Source organism: Pseudomonas sp. 9_2_1 (genome assembly GCF_059295275.1).
Genome location: NZ_CM181239.1, coordinates 2,622,675 through 2,643,637, shown reverse-complemented (window position 1 = coordinate 2,643,637; position 20,963 = coordinate 2,622,675). Strand labels below are relative to the sequence as shown.

Below are 20,963 nucleotides of genomic sequence, written 5' to 3'. Positions count from 1 at the left end.
GGCTGCATGAAGCTGTGTCCAGAAATCACCGTCGAATGTCCGGATCATACCCTGACAGAGAAGACCTGGCGCCATAGACTGGCGCTCTTCGGACCAACAAGGCGTTTCCCGACATGGCTCTCGACACCTGGCTTATTTACCTGCTGGCAAGCATCGGCCTGTCGCTGACGCCAGGCCCGAACAGCCTGCTGGCGCTGACTCACGGGGCCCTTTATGGCGCGCGCCGAACGTTGTTCACCATCGTTGGCGGCGTATTCGGCTTCAGCGCGCTCATTGCCTTGGCCATGTTCGGCCTGACAGCGTTGCTGCAGACCTCGGCCTCGCTGCTGGAAGTGCTGAAGTGGGTCGGCGGGGCTTACCTGGTCTGGCTGGGAATTCAGCTGTGGCGCAGCCCCGGTCTGCACCTGGAACTGAACGAGCGCAGCGCCCGTCTTGGCAACGCCGGCCTGTTCCGCCAAGGCCTGCTGTCGGCCCTGGCCAACCCCAAGGTGTTGCTGTTTTACGGTGCGTTCCTGCCGCAATTCATCGACCCGCAGCGGGGGTTGCTGCTGCAGTTCGTGGTGATGGCGGCGACCTTTGCCAGCGTGGAGTTTCTGGTCGAGTACCTGCTGGCGCGCCTGGCATTTCGCATTCGCCCTTGGCTGGCCAAAGGCGGCAAGGGCTTCAACCGCTGCTGCGGCAGCCTGTTTGCCGTGATTGGCGTGGCCCTGCCGCTTGGCCGCTGATGCCCAGGCTGGGGCGCTCAGCCTCGATGCGCTCTGGCCAGGAAAACCAGCAAGGCAATGCCCGGCAACCCTGCCCCCACCAACGTGATGCCTTGCCAGCCAAACTGGCTGAACACCGCACTGGCCACCGCCGAACCCAGCGCCCCACCGAGGAAGATGCTGGTCATGTAAACCGCGTTCAAGCGCCCGCGGCTGGCCGGGTCCAGCGCGTACACCTCGCGCTGACCAATGACCATGTTCATCTGCACCGCGAAGTCCAGCAGCACTCCGGTAAGCCCCAGACCGATCACGCTGTAGCCCGGCGCGGTCAGGCCCAGCAACAATGCCGCCGGAGCCAGCAACAATGCCAGCAGCGAGCCGGCCCGCGCATGTCCGGCGTCGGCCAGGCGGCCGGCCAGCGGCGCGGCTACGGCCCCTACCGCGCCCACCAGGGCAAACACCGCGATCTGGCTTTGCGACAGCCCATGCTCACCTGCCAGGGCCATCGGCACCGCTGTCCAGTAAAGGCTGAACGCTGCAAACATCAATGCCTGGTACAACGAACGCTGGCGCAGCAATGGATACCGCCGCAGCAACGTGAGCAGCGACAGCATCAGCTCGGCATAGCTGGCCTTGTGCTCAGGCCGCCGCTGCGGCAGGGTCAGGCCCAGCAGCAGGATGATCGCCAGCATGACCCCGGCAGCGCCAATGAACACCGCCCGCCAGCCGAAGTGGTCAGCCACCAGGCTCGACAACGGCCGCGCCAGCAGGATACCCAGCAGCAGGCCGCCCATGATATTGCCCACCACCCGCCCGCGCTGCTGCTCCGGTGCCAGGTGCGCGGCCAGCGGGATCAGCATTTGCACCGCTACCGAACTGAAACCGATCAGCAGCGCGTAGCCCAGGAACAAACGGCCCTGGCCGCTGCTGCTGGTGCCCGCCAGCAACAGGCTGACGCAGGCCAGCACGGCGGTGGCCACCATCAGGCGGCGGTTTTCCAGCAGGTCGGCGAGCGGCACCAGCAACAGCAGACCAAGCGCATAGCCCAGCTGCGTGAGGGAAACGATCAGGCTGGCATGCTCGGTGGACAGCCCCAGGTCCGGGGCGATCAGCGCCACGATTGGCTGGGCATAATAGATATTGGCGACTATTGCGCCACAGCAGAACGCCAGCAGCACGACCAGCGTGCGGCTGAGGCCGGCGGCTGCAGGCTGCGCGGTGGCAAGGGTGGGATTCATGGCGGTGTCCTCGGCGAGGGGGGTGGAATATGTCGGCTACCTTACCCAGTCGCGGGCGGGTCGAGAATCCGGCGACGACGCAACGCGGCTTTGCGTGCAGCGCAACGCTAGGTGCGCGGTTGCAGCAAATTTTCGCAAAAGTCGATGAACGCGTTCACCCGCCGCGAACCTCGGTGATTGGGCAGGTACAGCGCATTGATGCTGTCATTGGCTGTGCCAGGGCTTGCCCGCCAGGCGGGGAACAATCGCTGCAGCCGCCCGGCGAGCACATCCTCGCGCACCAGCCAGTCGGCCAGCAGCGCAATGCCACTGCCCGCCAGTGCAGCTTCGCGGAGCATGTCGGCATTGGCGCTGCGCAATGGCCCGCGCACGTCCAGTTCCAGGCTGTCCTGGCCCTGGGTCAGGCGCCAGGGACGGGCTTTTTGCCCATAGCGAAAGCGCAGGCAGGCATGATCAAGCAACGCCTTTGGGTGCTGCGGCGGCTCACCCCGGGCGAGGTAGGCCGGGCTGGCTACCAGCCAACGCTCGAAGCGCCCCAGCTGACGACACACCAGCTCGTCATTGGGCGAGGGGTCGCCGAGACGAATCGACAGGTCATAACGCCCGTCGAGCAGATCATCCAGGCGGTCGCTGAGGTCGATGTCCAGCTCCAGCGCCGGGTGCTGCGCCAGGAACTGCCCCAGGTGCGGGGCGACGACGCGCCTGCCGAACTCCACGGGCAAGCACAGGCGCAACACGCCGACCGGCGCCTCGCCACGGTCGGCAACGCTGGCATCGGCTTCATCCAGGGCTTCGAAAATACCCCGTGCGCGTTCGTAATAACGGGCGCCCGCTTCCGTCAGGCTGACCTGGCGGGTCGAGCGGTTGAGCAAGGTGGCGCCCAGTTCGGCCTCCAGAGCATCGACCAGGCGCGTCACCGACGATGTCGCCAGCCCCAGCCTGCGTGCAGCGGCAGAAAAACCCTGGGCATCGATGGTGGCCACGAACATCTTCATTGCCTGGAGTTTGTCCATTTGCCGCCCACGCTCCAAAACTCAGAAAGTTCTTACAAACCGCCGGGCCGGTCAAGAAGCGCGCTGCTGGGCAATAGCGTTCATAGTGGAATCAAATCCTTCCCATGAGGCTTTCCATGACACTGACCAACCTGCTGACTGCCCTGCCCGCCGCCGACCCAACCTGCGCCGAACGCGTGGACGAACTGCTCAGCCGCCCGGGCGTGCGCGTCGAGCGTATCGTCTCCAGCGGCCAAGCCAGTCCGCCAGGTTACTGGTACGACCAGGCCGAGGGCGAATGGATCGTGCTGCTCAGCGGCGCCGCCGGCCTGCGTTTCGAGCTCGAAAACCATACCCGGCTGCTGGCGCCGGGCGATTGCCTGGACATCCCACCGCACTGCCGCCACCGGGTGGAATGGACGGCACCTGGCATGCCGACCGTCTGGCTCGCCGTGTTCTATGCCAGTGCCACCCCGTGGCCCACCTGAAAGGCCGCCCGTAGTGTCTGCAGGAGCAGCACCAAGCTGCTCTTGGCACAAACGCGGTCGCCACTCGACCAAAGTATCAATGCAAATTTAATAACCTGCATGAACACCCCGTTTAATGCTTTTTTCACCGCCTGATCTAAGCTTTTAGCCACACCTTGGCAAGTTCAGCCCTGCGACAATCAGCCTCACAAAGTTATGTACTAACTTGTTAATTAGCAAGCTAAGGGCTTAAACTGCGCCCATTCCACCTGCTGAGATCCCTGGCATGAAAGAAACACCGCGCGCGTCTGGCGCCACAAACATCATCCTTGTCGGCCTGGGCGTGATCATCGCCCTGCTCGGCCTCCTCCTGGCCGCTGGCGGCATCAAGCTGGCCGGCCTGGGCGGCTCCTGGTACTTCCTGATCGGCGGCCTGGCCATGGCCATTGCCGGTATCCTCATCGCCCGCCGCAAAAAGGCCGGTGCCTGGCTGTACGCGGCGTTTCTGGTCGGCACTGCCGCCTGGGCGCTGGTCGATGCCGGCCTGGTGTTCTGGCCGCTGTTCTCGCGCCTGTTCATGTTCGGCGCGATCGGCATGGCGGTGGCGCTGGTCTACCCGCTGCTGGCCCGCGCCAACGGTGCCAACAGCGGCCGTGGCGCCTACGGCATTGCCGCGGTGATGGCCGTGGTACTGGTGATCGCCGCCGGCAACATGTTCGTTGCCCACCCAAGCGTCGCTCCTACCGGCAAGGGCCCGGGCATGACCCCGGTCGAAGCCGGCAAGGAACAGAAGGACTGGGCCCACTACGGCAACACCGAGGGTGGCAGCCGCTTCGCCGCGCTGGACCAGATCAACCGTGACAACGTCGACAAGCTGAAAGTGGCCTGGACCTACCACACCGGTGACGTGGCCATCAGCGACGGCAACGGCGCCGAAGACCAGCTGACCCCGCTGCAGATCGGCAACAAGGTGTTCATCTGCACGCCGCACAACAACCTGATCGCCCTTGACGCCGACACCGGCAAAGAGCTGTGGAAAAACGCAATCAACGCGCAATCCAAGGTCTGGCAGCGTTGCCGCGGCATGGCTTACTTCGATGCGACAGCCGCCATCGCCCAGCCGACCCAGCCGAACAGCTCGCCGATCGCTGGCGGCAGTGTAGCGGCTGGCGCCAACTGCCAGCGCCGCCTGCTGACAAACACCATCGATGGCCGCCTGATTGCCGTCGACGCCGACAATGGCGAGTTCTGCCAGGGCTTCGGCAACAACGGCCAGGTCAACCTGATGGAAGGCCTGGGCAACGTGCCAGACTCCTTCTACCAGCTGTCCTCCGCACCATTGATGGCCGGTACTACCGTGGTGGTTGGCGGCCGGGTCGCCGACAACGTCCAGACCGACATGCCAGGTGGCGTGATCCGTGGTTTCGACGTGATCACCGGGGAAATGCGCTGGGCTTTCGACCCGGGCAACCCGGAAGATCGCCAGGCGCCTCAGGGTGACAACACCTACGTGCGCAGCACCCCGAACAGCTGGGCACCGATGTCCTATGACCCGGCGATGAACACGGTATTCCTGCCGATGGGCTCGTCCTCCACCGACATCTATGGCGTTGAACGCAACAAGCTGGACCACACCTACGGTGCTTCGGTACTGGCCCTGGACGCCACCACCGGCAACCAGAAGTGGGTGTTCCAGACCGTGCACAACGACCTGTGGGACTTCGACCTGCCGATGCAGCCAAGCCTGATCGACTTCACCAAGGACGACGGCCAGTCGGTACCTGCGGTGGTGATCGGCACCAAGGCTGGGCAGATCTACGTGCTCGACCGCGCCACCGGCAAGCCGCTGACCCAGGTTGACGAAGTACCGGTCAAGCCAAGCAACATCCCCAACGAGCCGTACTCCCCCACCCAGCCGAAGTCGGTTGGCATGCCTCAGATCGGCGCGCAGACCCTGACCGAATCTGACATGTGGGGCGCAACCCCGTATGACCAGCTGTTGTGCCGTATCGACTTCAAGAAGATGCGCTACGACGGCCTGTACACCGCACCAGGCACCGACCTGTCGCTGAGCTTCCCGGGTTCGCTGGGTGGCATGAACTGGGGCAGCCTGTCTACCGACCCGGTACATGGTTTCATCTTCGTCAACGACATGCGCCTTGGTCTGTGGATCCAGATGATCCCGTCGCAGAACAAGGGTGACGCGGCCTCCGGGGGTGAAGCACTGAACACCGGCATGGGCGCGGTACCGCTCAAGGGCACCCCGTATGCGGTGAACAAGAACCGCTTCCTGTCGGTAGCCGGCATTCCGTGCCAGGCGCCGCCGTTCGGCACCCTGACCGCCATCGACATGAAGACCCGCCAGGTAGCCTGGCAGGTACCGGTCGGTACTGTTGAAGATACCGGCCCGCTCGGTATCCGCATGCACCTGCCGATCAAGATCGGCCTGCCAACCCTCGGCGGCACCCTGTCGACCCAAGGCGGCCTGGTGTTCATCGCAGGCACCCAGGACTTCTACCTGCGCGCCTACGACAGCAGCAACGGTAACGAAATCTGGAAGGCTCGCCTGCCAGTGGGCAGCCAGGGCGGCCCGATGACCTACGTCTCGCCGAAGACCGGCAAGCAGTACGTAGTGATCACCGCTGGCGGTGCACGCCAGTCGACTGACCGTGGCGACTACGTGATTTCTTACGCGCTGCCGTAAGACCCCGTCGCCTGCTTCGCGGGCATGCCCGCTCCCACAGGTTCTGCCTTGAACCTTGTGGAAGCGGGCGCGCCCGCGAATTGCCTGAAGAACTTTTCGAGACACAGCAATGCCATCCGCAATCCGCATCACCCCTACCCTGCTGCTGGCCCTGGCCAGCACCACCGCCCTCGCCGACGGCGACCTGATGACCCGCAACACCCTCACCGGTGACTGGGGTGGCCTGCGCCACCAGCTGGAAGACGACGGCGTCAAGTTCACCGGCGACTACAGCGGCGAAACCGCCTACAACGCCCACGGTGGCCTGCACCGCTCGGCGCGCTATTCGCAGAACCTGAAGCTGGGCGTGCAGTTCGACCTGTCGAAACTGTACGGCCTGGACAACGGCGGCAAGGTCCAGCTGACCATCAACGACCGCCGCGGCAACAGCGCCTCGGAAGACCTGGTCGGCAACCGCTTGCCGATCCAGGAAAACTACGGTGGCCTGTACACCCGCCTGACCGAGCTGAGCTACGAGCGTACCCTGTTCACCCCGGCGCTCAACGTCAAACTGGGCTACATGGCAATGGGCAACGACCTTGGCGGCCTGGACAGCGGCATCCTGTGCAACTTCATGAACGCCGGCTTCTGCGGCCACCCGCTGAACATGTCCGGCGGCAGCGGCTGGACCAACTACCCCAACGCCCACCTGGGCGTGCGCGTGAAGTACGACCTGTCGCCGGCCTGGCAGTTGCGCGTGGCTGCGTTCAACGTCGACCCAGAGAGCAACGGCAACTCCAGCCGCGCCTGGCACCTGGGCCCCAAGCACACGACTGGCACCGTGGTGCCGGTGGAGCTGGTGTACAAGCTGCAGGGTGACCTGCCGGGCGAGTACAAGCTGGGCTACTACTACGACAGTTCCGACGTGAAACGCGTCGGCAGCGATGATGAGGTATCCGGTCGCGGCGGCCACTACCTGCTGGTAGACCAGGCGATCTGGAACGACCCTGCGTCCCCAGGTCGCAGCCTGCATGCGTTCGGCCAGTACTCGGCATCGAGCAAGGCGGCCTCGCCGTTCACCAAGTGGTATGGCACCGGCGTGGTGCTGTACAAGCCGTTCGAGGGGCGCCCGAAGGACACCGTGGCATTGGGGTACGGCCGCGCCGTGCCCAACCCGCGTAGCCGCGATGTGCTGGAAGATGCTGCGTTCAACGCTGGGCAGCAGTTCCCCGATATCGACAGCGCCGAGCAGCTGATCGAGCTGAGCTATGGCTATCAGGCCACGCCGTGGCTGAACCTGCGCCCGGATGTGCAGTACATCATCGAGCCGGGGGCGTTTTCCGGCAAGGACATCGACAATGCACTGGTGGTAGGTCTGCAGGTAAAAGCAACCTTCTGAACCGGTTGCCGGGGCTGCTTTGCAGCCCTTCGCAGGCAAGCCCGCTCCTACACCGACCGCACAGGTTTCAAGGATTGTGCAATTGATGCAGGGGCGGGCTTGCCCGCGAAGAGGCCAGCACGATCAATCCTGCTTGAGGTAATCCACCAGCCTGAGCAGCATGGCATCACACCCCTGCAACTGCTCGACGCTGACAAACTCGTCAGGCTTGTGCCCCTGGTCCATGCTGCCAGGCCCGCACACCACGGTCGGGATGCCGGCCTGGTCGAACAACCCGCCCTCGGTGCCAAACGCCACCGTGCCGAACTCGTCAGAGCCGCTGAGCAACGCCACCAGCCGCGCCGCTTCGCTGTCTGCCGGCGTGGCCAGCCCCGGGTAGGCGCTCAGCGGCTCCAGCCGAATGGCGCTGGCGGCATCGACCTTGCGCATGCGCGGCAGCAGCTCGGCCTCGGCGTAGGTCTGCAACTGGTCGGCCACTGCCTGCGCCTCGAACCCTGGCAAGGCGCGCACTTCGAAATCGAATTCGCATTCCGCCGGCACGATATTCAGCGCCCTGCCGCCTTTGATCACGCCGGTCTGCACCGTGGAGAACGGCGGGTCGAAGCGTTCATCATGCTGCTCTGGTTGTGCGAGCACCGCGCCGATTTCACCCAGTTTGCCGATCAGTTTCGCCGCGTATTCGATGGCATTCACCCCGTAAGGCGCATACGCCGAGTGGCAGGCCGCGCCATGCACCTGGCAGCGCATGGCCAGCTTGCCCTTGTGCCCGAGCACCGGCTTTAGCCCTGTGGGCTCGCCAATCAGACACAGCTGCGGCTTGTGCGGGCGCTGTTCGAGTGCAGCGAGCATCGAGCGCACGCCCAGGCAGCCGACTTCCTCATCATAGGAGAACGCCAGGTGCACCGGCATGCGCAACGGCTGGGCAAGGAATGCGGGGACGGCCGCCAGCACCGAGGCAATGAAGCCCTTCATGTCGGCTGTACCACGGCCATACAGGCGCCCGTCGCGCTCGGTCAGGGCGAACGGCTCGACACTCCACGCCTGGCCGTCCACCGGCACCACGTCGGTATGCCCGGACAGCACCACGCCCCCCACGTCGCTAGGGCCGATGGTGGCGAACAGGTTGGCCTTGGTGCCCTCGGGGTTATGGAACAGCTCGCTGTGCACACCCTGCTCGGCCAGGTAGTCGCGGATGAATCCGATCAGCGCCAGGTTGGAATCGCGGCTGACCGTGGTAAAGCCGATCAGCCGGGCCAGCAGCGCGCGGCTGGCGAATTCACTCATCGCCCGGCACCCCGTAGCTTGGCGCGGCGGTGGGGTCCAGTGCGCGGGTGACGTAGTCCTGCATCTGCGGGCGATAAGCTTGCCACAGGCCATCGAGCACACCGATCGGGTCGGCATCGGCCCAGTCGACACGAAGGTCCACCAGCGGCCAGGTCAGCTCGCCAGCAATTTTCAATGCGGCCGAGTGTACCGGCCCCGCCTCGCCGCCAGCGGCCATCGCCGCATGCATTGCCGCCAGCAGGCGCTCGGCCAGGTGCCCGCCAGCCTGCTCGAACGCCAGCACCATGGCGTCGATCACCTGGGTGGAGGCCAGCAGGTTGCCTGCCGCCGCGCATTGCTCCCCTGCCACGGCATGGTGCGTGCCCAACGCTTCGCGGCCGGTGAACACCGCCACCTGACCGTGGCTGTCGATCACCGTGACCTGGCGGTACTCGCTCCAGCCATTGGCGCTCAGCACCCGATCCAGTGCTGCGGCGGGCGGCATTTGGCCTTGCTCCAGTGCGTCGAGAATCTGCGGACCAAGCGCCGGCAAGGTGATGTTCTGGGTAGAGACCGCACCCACGCCTGCACGCACCCACGGGCAGCGTGCGCCTACGGCGATGCTCGACGAGCTGATGGCGATACCGACCTGGCCGGTTTCCTGGCAACGACCGATGATGGAGAACGTCATGTCATGGTTCCTGTTGTGCTGTGCGATACACGGCATTCTGGGTCGAACCTTGCAGTGGGCGAAACGACCTTTTTCCGAGGGGTTAGGCAGGAAAAAACTGTGCTCTGGCAGACATCGAGCGCCGCCCGCCAGAAATCACCGGATGCACGTGCCCCACCCTCCCCCCAAAGCAACAAAATCGAGGGGTTCGCCGTTTTATCGGCAAGCCCCAGCTAAATACTATTTTCGCCATTTCCCCGGCATCCCTAGTCTGGCCCCAGGCAACGGCGGTCCTCCAAACCGACCTGACAAAAACCGCCTGAACAAGGGCTCGGACATGACACTGAACAACTTCGAAATCGACACCCTCGTCGTCGGCGCCGGCCAGGCCGGCGTGGCCATGAGCGAACACCTGAGCAAGCTTGGCGTGCCGCACCTGGTGCTTGAACGCAACCGCATCGCCGAGGCCTGGCGCACTGGCCGCTGGGATTCGCTGGTGGCCAACGGCCCGGTCTGGCACGACCGCTTCCCGGGGCTGGAATTCAACCTCGACGCCGACGCCTTCGCCGGCAAGGACCAGGTAGCCGACTATTTCGAGCAGTACGTACGCAAGTTCAACCTGCCCGTGCGCACCGGCATAGAAGTGAAGCGCGTGGTGCGCAACAGCGACCGCCCAGGCTTCACCATCGAAACCAACGAGGGTGTGATTCGTGCCAACCGCGTAGTCGCCGCCACCGGCCCGTTCCAGAAGCCGGTGATCCCGGCGATCGCGCCGAAAGACGCAAGCCTGCACCAGATCCACTCGGCGGCGTACTACAACCCTGAGCAACTGCCGCAAGGCGCGGTGCTGGTGGTGGGTGCCGGCTCCTCGGGCGTACAGATCGCCGAAGAGCTGATGCGCGCGGGTCGCCAGGTGTACCTGTCGGTCGGCGCCCACGACCGCCCGCCACGTGCCTACCGCAACCGCGACTTCTGCTGGTGGCTGGGGGTGCTGGGTGAATGGGATGCGGAAATCGCCAAGCCCGGCCGCGAACACGTGACCATCGCGGTGAGCGGCGCCCGTGGCGGCCACACCGTAGACTTCCGCGCCCTCGCCCACCAGGGCATGACCCTGGTCGGCCTGACCCAGTCGTTCGAAAACGGCGTGGCGCGCTTCCAGAACAACCTGGTCGACAACATCAACCGTGGCGACGACAACTACCTGGCGCTGCTGGATGCCGCCGACGCCTACATCGAGCGCAACGGCCTCGACCTGCCGGAAGAGCCCGAAGCCCGCACGCGCCTGGCCGACCCGGAGTGCATGCGCAACCCGCTGCAGCAACTGGACCTGACCGAGGCCGGCGTCACCAGCATCATCTGGGCCACCGGTTACGGCGTGGACTTCAGCTGGCTGCAGGTCGACACCTTCGATGCCAACGGCAAGCCCCAGCACCAGCGCGGCGTGGCCCGTGAGCCGGGTGTGTACTTCCTTGGCCTGCCGTGGCTGTCGCGCCGTGGCTCATCGTTCATCTGGGGCGTATGGCACGACGCCAAGCACGTCGCCGGCCATATCGCCACGCAACGCACCTATACCGCCTACCGCGACAGCGACCAGCGCGCAGCGGATGAGCAGCAACCCGCCAAGATCAGCAACGTCAGCACCCTCGGAGCCCACTGATGCCTACCCATACCCGCATCCGCATGTTCAACACCAAGGCCACCTACCCCAACCAGACCCTGGACAACGACCTGTGCCAGGCGGTGCGCGCCGGCAACACCATCTATGTGCGCGGCCAGGTGGGTACCGACTTCGAGGGCAAGCTGGTGGGCCTGGGCGACCCCCGGGCACAGAGCGAGCAGGCGATGAAGAACGTCAAGCAGTTGCTTGAGGAAGCCGGATCGGACCTGTCGCACATCGTCAAGACCACCACCTACATCACCGACCCGCGCTTCCGCGAGCCGGTGTACAAGGAAGTGGGCAAGTGGCTCAAAGGGGTGTTCCCGATTTCCACCGGGCTGGTGGTTGCCGGGTTGGCCCAGCCGGAGTGGCTGATGGAGATCGATGTGATCGCCGTGGTGCCGGATCAGGAATGACCGGCAAGCTGCGCGGCGGATCACAGCCTGCCGTGCAGCCACCTTCGGGTAGCCTGCGCCGCCGCTTGCAAGCGTTGTTCTGCCTGCACACCTGCACACGGCACCTCAACGCTGATACACAGGTCCCTGGGCAAGGCGGCGAGAAAGCAAGCTCCCACAGGAATGGTGCGAACCTCGAGCGTTGTGCTGTCCCTGTGGGAGCTGGCTTGCCGGCGATGGGCCGCGTAGCGGCCCCGGCGATTCAGTCTAGAAGCCGACCGTCGCCGAGAGCAGATAAGTCCGCGGGGTAGACAGCGTCAGCCCCGGCTCGCTGTCATCCGAAGCCCCCGCCGAACTCCAGTAACGATCATCCAGCACGTTCTCGACACTGGCGCGCAAGGTCACCTCGGTAGCGTCTACCTTGAACGCATAACGCGCCCCCAGATCGTAACGCTCCCAGCCATCGATCTGCTTGCTGTTGTTCTGGTCCAGGTACTGCGAGCTCGAATGAATACCGCGCGCCGTCAGGGTGAGGCCGTTTACCCCCGGTATATCCCATTCGGCGCCAAGGTTGACGTTGTACTCGGGCGTGGCCGGCGCGCGATTGCCATCGAAGTTGCCGCCAACGGTATCGGTCAGTTCGCTGTCGATATACATCACACCGCCCAGCACCCGCACACCTTGCACAGGCTCGCCGAACACGCTCAGCTCGATCCCGCGGTTGTCACGCTTGCCATTGGGCCCGAACACCCGTGACGTGGCATTGGTCTCGTAGGCCGGCTGGCGAATGCGGAAAGCACTGGCGGTGAAGGCGACCTTGCCCAGGTCATACTTGGCCCCCACCTCAACCTGGCGGCTGGTAAATGGCGGGAATATCTGGTCTTCGTTGATCGAGGTCGACGGCGCGATCTTGCCCTGGCTCAGGCCCTCCATGTAGTTGGCGTACAGCGATAGCTGGTCAGTGACCTTGAGCAGCACGCCGCCCGAAGGCGAGACCTTTTCTTCGTCGTAGGCGGTGTCACCCTTGACCCCATCGCTCCAGTCATCCACTTGCACCCGCTGCCAGCGCGCGCCCAGGGTCAGCAGCAGGCGGTCATCGAAAAAGCCGAGGGTGTCGGCCAGGGCCACACCGGAAAAGCGGTTTTCCGTGTAGACCTCGGGGTCGATGCGGGTCGGTGTACCTGGCGTCGGTGTCGCCACCGGGTTGTACAGGTTGCTGGGCGCCGAGGCATAACGCGCTCCGCCGTTGGTGAAGTCCATGTAGAAGTAGGTAGCGGCCAGGTTCAGTTCGTGGCTGACCGGCCCGGTATGGAACCAGTTGCGCAAGCCGGCCATGGCGGTACGCACGCTTTCATCCCGGGTGAAATCCCGTGGCTGCACGGTGAAGTCACCGGCATCGTTGAGGATCGACACATTGTGGCGCAGGAAGTCGTGGTTGCTCTCGCGTGCTCCGACCGCGCCATAGGCCAGCAGCGACTCGCTGATATCGTACTCGGCATGCAATGCACCAAAGGTGTCATTGGTGCGCGCCTTGCTCCAGGCCTGGGCATAGTTGTGGCGCACGTCGTTGGCATCCGGCACCTTGGCATTGGCACCGATCAGTACCCGCTCCTGGGGCGCGTCGGTATCACGCTCGGTATGGCCCAGGTCTGCCGACAGGCGCAGCCGCTCGCCGCGAAAATCCAGGCCCAGCACCGCCATTTCGCGATCGACGCTCTGATGGTCCCATTCGGTGTCACCCGACTGCTTCACACCATTGAAGCGCACGCCAAACTGGTCGCCCTCGCCGAAACGGCGGCCAACGTCCACTGCGCCGCCTGCCTGGCTACCCGAAGCGAAGCTGCCGGTGAATTCGGTGATCGGTTTGTCGCCTGCCCGCTTGGGCTGCACGTTGATACCACCGCCGACACTGCCACGCGGCGAAATACCGTTGATCAACTGGCTGGGGCCTTTGATGATGTCGACCCGCTCGGCCATTTCCATGTCGATCGAGTAGGTAGGCAGAATGCCGTAGAGGCCGTTGTACGCCACATCGCTGTTGAACAGGCTGAAACCGCGGATGGTGAACTGCTCGAAGCGCCCACCAGCCGGGTTGGTGGCGCGTACCGACGGGTCACTGGCGATCAGCTCGCCCAGGGTCCGTGCCTGCTGGTTCTTTGCCAATTCGCTGGTGTAGCTGGTGATACTGAACGGGGTATCCATGAAGTCCCGCGAGCCAAGCAGGCCTTGCCCACCCTGCCGCGCCACCTGGCCACCGGCATAGGGCTGCGTATCGCCGCTGGCGGCCAGGCCACCGACAATGCTGGTGGGGGCGATTTCCAGGGCGCCACCGGCCTGGGGCGCCGGCACCAGTGTGAAGGCACCCTCGCCCACTGGCAGCAGCTGCAGGCCACTGCCGCGCAACAACTGCATGAACCCTTCGTCGACACTATAGCTGCCGGACAGGCCAGTGCTCTGCCGGCCCTGGACCAGTGCGGGGTCCAGCGAAAGGCTGATCCCGGCCTGGTCTGCAAAGCGGGTCAATGCGGCACCCAGGCTGGCGGGTGCTACTGCATAGGTGCGCCGGGCCGGCTCATCGGCCCACGCCGGGACGCACAACAACAGGCTCATGGCGAACAACGGATGTGCTGCGCGCGCCAGTGGGCGCAGGCGGCAATAAGTCACTGCAGGCATCGAACAAGGCTCCCCTTTATTTTCTACTACCGGTAATGACCGGTGAGGAAAAAAAAGGGGACAGCCTCAAACACGATTTTCTCGCGCAGCCAGGCTGACCCAATAGCGCGTGCGCGTCTGCACCTGCAATGGCAGGCTGGCGGCGAGCAAGGCCAGCACCCGGTCGGTGTCGTCCAGGCGGAACGTACCGGTCACGCGCAGGCGCTCCAGCTCTGGTGCCCAGCGCAGCACCCCTGGGCGATACCTGCGCAACTCGTGCAGCAGCTCGCCCAAAGGCCGATCATCCAGCCGCAGCACGCCTTCGCGCCAGCCCAGCCGCCATTCGTCCAGGCCTGTAACCGGGCCGACGCCAGCCGCCTGCAGGCTAGCCTGCTGCCCGGCCTGCAGCAGCAATGCCGGGCCGTGCAGCGGCTGCAGGCGCGCCGCACCGTTGAGCACCGACACGCGGCAGGCCTGATCGAGCAGTCGCGCACAGACCTCGCCAGCGCCCAGTACCACCTGACCATAGGGCACCTGCAGGGTCAGGGTCAGGTTGCCCGGTACCTTGACTGCCACCTCGCCGCGCAGCAGCGTCAGCCGGCGTCGGCCCGCGTCGATGTCGACCGCGCTATCGGTGTTCAGCTGCACCAGGGTGCCATCGCTGAGCATCAACTGCCGGCGCTCCCCTGCCGCAGTCCGCATGTCGGCGGTCCAGGCATCCAGCGGCAGTTCGCGACTCGCCAGCCAGGCCGCCGGCAGCAACGCCGCCACCCCCAATGCCTGCTTGAGCAGCGCCCGGCGGCCGGCATCCGGGCGGTCGAGGGTGGCCATGGCCAGTGCACCCGGCAGCGCCGAAAAACGCTGACGCAGCAACAGCGCCTTCTGCCAGGCGCCTTCGTGCAGGGCGTTGCTGGCACGCCATTGTTCCAGGCGCGTCAGGTCCGCCTCGCTGGCGCCGCCAGAATCCAGCAGCGCCAGCCAGCCGGCGGCTGCTCGCAGCGCATCGCGAAGCCCAGGGGAATGGTCAGTCATTGCAAATCGGCCAGCAGGCAATGCTCATAGGCTTGCGCCATGTAGCGCTTTACCGAGCGTTCGCAAACGCCCAGCCGCTGGCTGATCTCGGCGTAGCCCAGGCCTTCCAGCTGGCTCCAGAGAAAGGCCTTGCGCACCGGGGCTTTCAGGCCATCGAGCAATTCATCCAGCGCTTGCAGGGTTTCCAGCAGAACCCAGCGCTGCTCTGGCGAAGGCACGTGCTGCTCGGGCAACTGCGCCAATGCTTCGAGGTAGGCTTGTTCCAGGCTGCGCCGCTGGTAGAAGTTGCTGAGCAGGCGCTTGCCCACGGTCAGCAGGTAGGCGCGTGGCTCGCGGATGTCTGCCAGCGGCTGGGCACTGGCGAGGATGCGCAGGAAGGTATCCTGGCTGAGGTCGGCGGCGTCCCAGGCATTGCCCATGCGCCGGCGCAGCCAGGTTTCCAGCCAGCCGCGGTGCTCACGGTACAAGGCAGGCAGGCTGGGTTGCGATGGCGGCGCGGCGTCGATCATGGCGAAGGCCCTGCAGTGGCGCAAATAGGATTAATTCTAATTTACACTGCACCACAGCACCAAGCGCTTTGTTACCCGTCAGGCAATCGCCGCGTCCACCAGCACCTGGGCTTCCTGCACCAGGCGCTGCAGGTGCGCCTCGTCGATGAAGCTTTCGGCGTAGATCTTGTAGATGTCCTCGGTGCCCGACGGGCGCGCGGCGAACCAGCCATTGGCGGTCATCACCTTCAGCCCGCCGATGGCCTGGCCATTGCCCGGGGCATGGCTGAGGATCTTCACGATCGGCTCACCGGCCAGCTCGGTCGACTTCACCTGCTCCGGCGCCAGCTTGCTCAGCAGGGCCTTCTGCCGGGCGTCGGCCTTGGCCTCGACGCGGGTGGCGTACGGCTTGCCGAGCGCTTCGGTGAGGTCGGCATAGGCCTGGCTCGGGTTGCGACCGGTACGCGCGGTCATCTCGGCAGCCAGCAAGGCGGGGATCAGGCCATCCTTGTCGGTGGCCCACACCGAGCCGTCGCGGCGCAGGAACGACGCACCGGCGCTCTCCTCGCCACCAAAGCCCAGCGAACCGTCGAACAGCCCTTGGGCAAAGAACTTGAAGCCTACCGGCACTTCATAAAGGTCGCGACCAAGGCGCGTGGTGACGCGGTCGATCATGCCGCTGGACACCACGGTTTTGCCGACGGCAGCGTCGCTGCGCCACTGCGGGCGATGGCGGTACAGGTAGTCGATGGCCACGGCCAGGTAGTTGTTCGGCTGCAGCAGGCCATCGGCGGTGACGATGCCGTGGCGGTCGTGGTCCGGGTCGCAGGCGAAGGCCACGTCGAAGCGCTCGCGCAGGCCGATCAGGCCCTGCATGGCGTACGGCGAGGACGGGTCCATGCGGATCTGGCCATCCCAGTCGACGGTCATGAAGCGAAAGGTCGGGTCGACCTCGGTGTTCACCACTTCCAGGTCAAGCTTGTAGTGCTCGGCAATGGCCGACCAGTAGCGCACCCCTGCCCCGCCCAGCGGGTCTACACCGAGGCGCAGCTTGGCGCTGCGGATGATGTCGAAATCGATCACGTTTTCCAGGTCGGCCACATAGCTGCCTACGTAGTCGTGGCGCTGGGTGGTCGGTGCCTGCAGCGCCTGGGCATGGTCCATGCGCTTGACGCCCGCCAGGTCAGCCGCCAGCAGCTCGTTGGCCTTGGCCTCGACCCACTTGGTCACGTCGCTGTCGGCCGGCCCGCCATTGGGCGGGTTGTACTTGAAGCCACCGCTTTGCGGCGGGTTGTGCGACGGGGTAATGACGATGCCATCGGCCAGGCCCTGCTCGCGGCGACGGTTGTAGCAGAGGATGGCGTGGGACACGGCCGGCGTCGGCGTGTACTCGTCATCCTTGGACAACATCACCTGCACGCCATTGGCCGCCAGCACTTCCAGGGCGCTGGCGGTGGCCGGTGCCGACAGTGCATGGGTGTCGGCGCCGATGAACAGCGGGCCATCGATGCCCTTTTCCTGGCGGTACAGGCAAATGGCCTGGGTGATGGCCAGCACGTGGTACTCGTTGAAACTCAACTCCAACGACGTGCCCCGGTGCCCAGAGGTGCCGAAGGCCACTCGCTGAGCCGCCACGGCAGCGTCCGGGCGGCCGGTGTAGTAGGCGGTAAGCAGGCGGGGAATATCGACCAGCACGCTGGCCGGAGCCGGCTTGCCTGCCAAAGGACTGAGCGTCATGCAAAAACCTCGAGTTCAACGGATGTTGGTGTTGGAGCGTGCAGTGTACTGAGAGTTGCAATGCCGTGCGATGGGCGGTAGCAAAGAAAAGAACAGCTGACGCGCCCCTTGTAGAAGCGGCCTTGCGTCGCGATCGGGCCGCAAGGCCGCTCCTATAGACTCCGCGCATGCCGCTCATCTTGCGGATGCCGGTCTAGAGTAGAGGCCATACCCATCGAATACGAGGCCCCATGGCTTTCCACCGTCTGACCCGCACCCACCCACGCCTGAGCATCGCCGCCGCCGTCGGCCTGCTCGGGGCGTGGCTCATCCCCGCCGACGACACCGTGCAGCATATCCTCGCCGGCTGGAACCTTGGCGTATGGCTATACCTGCTGCTGGTGCTGTACCTGAGCTGGAACGCCAGCCCGGAAAAGGTCCGCAAGGTCGCCCGGGTCGAAGACGAAAACGCCGGCCTGGTCCTGCTCACCGTGTGCATTGCCGCCATCGCCAGCCTTGCCGCAGTGACCTTGCAACTGGTGTCCAGCCGCGATCTGCAAGGTGCTGACCAGGCCCTGCATTACCTGTACACCGGCCTGACCGTGGCAGGGTCCTGGCTACTGATCGGCTGCATATTCAGCCTGCACTACGCGCGGCTGTTCTACACAGGGCAGAACCATGAACCGCCGCTGCGCTTCGCCGATGGCGAGCGCAACCCGGATTACTGGGACTTCCACTACTTCTCCTTCACCATCAGTGTGGCGGTGCAGACTTCCGATGTGGGTGTGGCCGGACGGGGATTGCGGCGGGTGGTGCTGGCGCATTCGCTGGTGGGGTTCGTGTTCAATACGGCGATTCTGGGATTCACCATCAATATCGCGGCAGGGCTACTGGGCTGAGCGCGCCGCTCGTCCGAAAGTATCAGAGCATTATCATGGAGATATGCACCGCGACAGCTCAAGGAAAACGTTTGCTTGGCCAGTTGCCGCCCGGCATGCCCCCGAAGCTATGTGATCTCTGTCATGCATTAGTACATTTGTCGTATTTGCAGCCGAGAATCACCCATGGCAGGTGCTATCTTTACCTTCCCGGCGGCCGCATCGATGTGGCCACTTGCTCACCACGTCCAGGTACGGACAAGGAGGCTGGCATGAACAAGATGACGTTCCCCAACGCCTGCCAGGTGATGCGCTGGCATTTCCACCCGCTGGGTTTCGAAGCCAACATGGATGCGCCACGCAGCATGATCGCGCGGCTGTTCGACCGCGCTACCGGGGAGACCGTACTGGCCATTGCCGGCATCCCTTGCGCGGCCATCATGGCCGCCGCCGATGTCGAACGCATCATCGAGGCCGTCGAGGCCGAGATGGATGCTTTCTTACCCGCCTTTACCCTGCGCGCTGCGGTCTAGACTGCTGCCGTATTTTTCTCGCCCAGGGCCTGCAACCTGCTCATGAACTGCTCGGCCGGCACAGGTTGCCCAAGCAGGTAGCCCTGCAGCGAATCACAGCCCAGGCGGGTCAGGAAAGCCTGTTGCCTGTCGGTCTCGACCCCTTCGGCCACAATCCGCAGCCCCAGCGCCTGGCCCAGGGCGACGATTGCCGAGACGATTGCCGCATCGTCGCTGTCCTGCTCCAGGTCACGGACGAAACCGCGATCGATCTTCAGCTCGTTGGCCGGCAGGCGCTTGAGGTACATCAGGCTGGAATAACCGGTACCAAAGTCATCGATGGACAGGTCCACGCCCATGTCCGACAGGCGCTGCAGCACGGCCAGGCTGGCATCAGCGTCGTGCATGGCAGTGGTTTCGGTGATTTCCAGGGTCAGGCAGTTGGCCGGCAGGCCGTTCTGCTCAAGCGCCTTTGCCACGCTCTCGACCAGCCCTGCGTGGCAGAACTGGATAGCAGACAGGTTCACCGCCATGCGCCACCCCTGGTGGCCCTGGTCCAGCCATTCACGCATCTGGCGGCATGCCTCGCCAAGCACCCACTCACCGATTGGAATGATCAGCCCGGTCTTTTCCGCCAGGCCAATAAAGCGGTCGGGCAGCAACAGGCCCTGCTGCGGATGCTCCCAGCGCAGCAACGCCTCGGCACCGATCGGCTGGCACGCCTGGGCATCGAATTTGGGCTGGTAGTGCAGGCGGAACTGGCGCTGCTCAAGGGCCTGGCGCAAGTCCTGCAACAGCTGCAACTGCTGGCGGGCGTTACTGTTCATCGACACGTCGAAGAAGCTGTAGCCGTTCTTGCCGGCGCTTTTGGCGTGGTACATGGCGGCGTCGGCGTTGCGCAGCAGCTCGTGCTGGTCCTGGCCATTGCCCGGGTAAAGAACGATGCCCAGGCTCGCTGACAATTGCAGGTCGTGCTCGGCCACGCGGAATGGCCGCGATACCAGGTTGACCTGCTTGACCGCCACGTCCATGGCATCGTCCGGTTCCTGCAACTCCACCAGCAGGACAAATTCGTCGCCGCCAATGCGCGCCAGTGTGTCCTGGCTGTGCAGATGCCCGCGCAGGCGCCCTGCCACGGCCTTGAGCAGCAGGTCGCCGATATGGTGGCCGAACGCATCGTTGACCGGCTTGAAGCCGTCCAGGTCGATGAACATCAGGGCAAAACAGCCGCCCTGCTCCGCCACCTTGGCGATGGCTTGCTCGATGCGGTCGGCCAACAGGGTGCGGTTGGGCAGATCGGTGAGAGTATCGTGCAGGGCAAGCTGCGTGAGCTCCTGATTGGCCAGAGTCAGCGAACGGGCCAGCTCGGCGGTGCGTGCCTCCAGGCGGGCGTCCAGCACCGAGGTCAGCAAGGCCACCGCCAATACCGCCAGGGTGGTGATCAGCACCAGGTAGACCAGGCCGTCACCCTGCAGGCCGCTGCCCAGCGCGCCGCAAAAGCTGCCCTCGGGGAAATTCGCCGCCGCCATGCCGGTGTAGTGCATGCCGACGATGGCAAAGCCCATCACCACCGCCGCCAGACCACGGATCTGCCTGACATAGGGCGTGTGCTTGCGCAGGCGGAAGGCGATCCACAGGGCCGCTGCTGATGCCCCAACCGCTATCAGCAAGGAGGCACCGAACAAGGCTGGGTCATAGTCGATTCCCGGCAGCATGCGCAGCGCGGCCATGCCGGTGTAGTGCATGCAGGCGATGCCCGCCCCCATGATCAGCGCACCAAAGCCCAGCTGCAGCCAGGGCAGACTTGGTTGGCTGACCAGCCACAAGGCAAAGCCTGAAGACAACACGGCAATCAGCAGCGAGAACGCGGTCAGGGGCAGGTCGTAACCCAGGTCGATGGGCAGGCTGAAGGCGAGCATGCCGATAAAGTGCATCGACCATACGCCGATGCCCATGGCCAATGCGCCACCCCCCATCCACAAGTATGCAGCCCGGCCCTTGGCCGTGGCGATACGGCCGGTAAGGTCCAGGGCGGTATAGGACGCCAGGATCGCCACGCACAGCGAAATCAACACCAGCGAAGAGGAGTAGCTACCGGTCAACATGGGGAGTTCCAGCGCGGGACAGGGGGGCCCGGAAAAAGCTGACGATTGTACTCAAGCTTTGCCGAAACGCACGGGGTTTTTGCGAATGGGAATGGATCCAAAGATCGCGCCC

17 protein-coding genes are annotated in these 20,963 nt (G+C 64.7%); 8 read left to right on the top strand and 9 right to left on the bottom strand.

Annotated features, from left to right (window positions below):
* Nucleotides 1-113: 113 nt before the first annotated feature.
* Nucleotides 114-725 (top strand): LysE family translocator, encoded by a 612-nt coding sequence (locus tag AC5O5I_RS11860; RefSeq protein ID WP_172229614.1) that lies wholly within the window; start codon nucleotides 114-116, stop codon nucleotides 723-725.
* Between the two features lie 17 nt (nucleotides 726-742).
* Here the strand turns inward: AC5O5I_RS11860 and AC5O5I_RS11855 are convergent, their stop codons facing one another.
* Together AC5O5I_RS11855 and AC5O5I_RS11850 are read right to left on the bottom strand one after the other, a co-directional pair.
* Nucleotides 743-1,942 carry an MFS transporter gene (locus AC5O5I_RS11855; protein WP_172229617.1) on the bottom strand — a complete coding sequence of 400 codons (1,200 nt, stop codon included), beginning with the start codon at nucleotides 1,940-1,942 and terminating at the stop codon, nucleotides 743-745.
* 107 nt (nucleotides 1,943-2,049) lie between these two features.
* Nucleotides 2,050-2,955 carry a LysR family transcriptional regulator gene (locus tag AC5O5I_RS11850; protein ID WP_172286263.1) on the bottom strand — a complete coding sequence of 302 codons (906 nt, stop codon included), beginning with the start codon at nucleotides 2,953-2,955 and terminating at the stop codon, nucleotides 2,050-2,052.
* Nucleotides 2,956-3,071: 116 nt separating this feature from the next.
* Here AC5O5I_RS11850 and AC5O5I_RS11845 point away from each other — a divergent pair, with 116 nt between their 5' ends.
* The 3 genes from AC5O5I_RS11845 (at nucleotide 3,072) to AC5O5I_RS11835 (ending at nucleotide 7,483) form a co-directional block, all read left to right on the top strand.
* Nucleotides 3,072-3,422 carry a cupin domain-containing protein gene (locus AC5O5I_RS11845; protein WP_494512624.1) on the top strand — a complete coding sequence of 117 codons (351 nt, stop codon included), beginning with the start codon at nucleotides 3,072-3,074 and terminating at the stop codon, nucleotides 3,420-3,422.
* Nucleotides 3,423-3,687: 265 nt separating this feature from the next.
* Nucleotides 3,688-6,105 (top strand): glucose/quinate/shikimate family membrane-bound PQQ-dependent dehydrogenase, encoded by a 2,418-nt coding sequence (locus tag AC5O5I_RS11840; RefSeq protein WP_172226897.1) that lies wholly within the window; start codon nucleotides 3,688-3,690, stop codon nucleotides 6,103-6,105.
* A 109-nt stretch (nucleotides 6,106-6,214) separates the two neighbouring features.
* Nucleotides 6,215-7,483 carry a carbohydrate porin gene (locus AC5O5I_RS11835; protein WP_172226900.1) on the top strand — a complete coding sequence of 423 codons (1,269 nt, stop codon included), beginning with the start codon at nucleotides 6,215-6,217 and terminating at the stop codon, nucleotides 7,481-7,483.
* A gap of 123 nt (nucleotides 7,484-7,606) precedes the next feature.
* On the opposite strand, the gene argE is transcribed toward AC5O5I_RS11835, so the two are convergent.
* Together argE and AC5O5I_RS11825 are read right to left on the bottom strand one after the other, a co-directional pair.
* Entirely contained in the window at nucleotides 7,607-8,767 is a 1,161-nt protein-coding gene (gene argE, locus AC5O5I_RS11830; RefSeq protein WP_172226903.1) for an acetylornithine deacetylase, read from the bottom strand.
* On the bottom strand, nucleotides 8,760-9,437 hold the full coding sequence (locus tag AC5O5I_RS11825; protein ID WP_172226906.1) for a DUF1028 domain-containing protein: 678 nt from the start codon (nucleotides 9,435-9,437) through the stop codon (nucleotides 8,760-8,762). The genes argE and AC5O5I_RS11825 overlap by 8 nt, the downstream gene beginning before the upstream one ends.
* A 316-nt stretch (nucleotides 9,438-9,753) precedes the next feature.
* On the opposite strand from AC5O5I_RS11825, the gene AC5O5I_RS11820 reads away from it, so the two are divergent.
* Together AC5O5I_RS11820 and AC5O5I_RS11815 are read left to right on the top strand one after the other, a co-directional pair.
* Nucleotides 9,754-11,073: a flavin-containing monooxygenase gene (locus AC5O5I_RS11820; protein ID WP_172286616.1), complete on the top strand. Its 1,320-nt coding sequence runs from the start codon at nucleotides 9,754-9,756 to the stop codon at nucleotides 11,071-11,073.
* Nucleotides 11,073-11,489, top strand: coding sequence for a RidA family protein (locus tag AC5O5I_RS11815; RefSeq protein WP_172226911.1), 417 nt, complete (start codon nucleotides 11,073-11,075; stop codon nucleotides 11,487-11,489). The genes AC5O5I_RS11820 and AC5O5I_RS11815 overlap by 1 nt, the downstream gene beginning before the upstream one ends.
* A gap of 246 nt (nucleotides 11,490-11,735) precedes the next feature.
* Here the strand turns inward: AC5O5I_RS11815 and AC5O5I_RS11810 are convergent, their stop codons facing one another.
* The 4 genes from AC5O5I_RS11810 to pgm form a co-directional block, all read right to left on the bottom strand.
* Entirely contained in the window at nucleotides 11,736-14,141 is a 2,406-nt protein-coding gene (locus AC5O5I_RS11810; RefSeq protein WP_494512623.1) for a TonB-dependent siderophore receptor, read from the bottom strand.
* Nucleotides 14,142-14,207: 66 nt separating this feature from the next.
* Nucleotides 14,208-15,152, bottom strand: a complete 945-nt coding sequence (locus AC5O5I_RS11805; protein WP_494512622.1) for a FecR domain-containing protein — start codon at nucleotides 15,150-15,152, stop codon at nucleotides 14,208-14,210.
* On the bottom strand, nucleotides 15,149-15,661 hold the full coding sequence (locus tag AC5O5I_RS11800; RefSeq protein WP_172226920.1) for a sigma-70 family RNA polymerase sigma factor: 513 nt from the start codon (nucleotides 15,659-15,661) through the stop codon (nucleotides 15,149-15,151). Before AC5O5I_RS11800 ends, AC5O5I_RS11805 begins: the two co-directional genes overlap by 4 nt.
* A 78-nt stretch (nucleotides 15,662-15,739) precedes the next feature.
* Nucleotides 15,740-17,377, bottom strand: coding sequence for a phosphoglucomutase (alpha-D-glucose-1,6-bisphosphate-dependent) (gene pgm / locus AC5O5I_RS11795; protein WP_494512621.1), 1,638 nt, complete (start codon nucleotides 17,375-17,377; stop codon nucleotides 15,740-15,742).
* A gap of 230 nt (nucleotides 17,378-17,607) precedes the next feature.
* Between pgm and AC5O5I_RS11790 the strand changes: the two genes are divergently transcribed.
* Entirely contained in the window at nucleotides 17,608-18,255 is a 648-nt protein-coding gene (locus tag AC5O5I_RS11790; RefSeq protein ID WP_172220039.1) for a DUF1345 domain-containing protein, read from the top strand.
* Nucleotides 18,256-18,506: 251 nt separating this feature from the next.
* On the top strand, nucleotides 18,507-18,767 hold the full coding sequence (locus AC5O5I_RS11785; RefSeq protein WP_172220042.1) for a DUF1652 domain-containing protein: 261 nt from the start codon (nucleotides 18,507-18,509) through the stop codon (nucleotides 18,765-18,767).
* On the opposite strand, the gene AC5O5I_RS11780 is transcribed toward AC5O5I_RS11785, so the two are convergent.
* The gene (locus AC5O5I_RS11780) at nucleotides 18,764-20,851 is read right to left on the bottom strand and encodes a putative bifunctional diguanylate cyclase/phosphodiesterase (protein ID WP_172220045.1); all 2,088 of its coding nucleotides are present in this window, start codon (nucleotides 20,849-20,851) and stop codon (nucleotides 18,764-18,766) included. The two genes, AC5O5I_RS11785 and AC5O5I_RS11780, sit on opposite strands and share 4 nt — an antisense overlap.
* Between the last annotated feature and the right edge of the window lie 112 nt (nucleotides 20,852-20,963).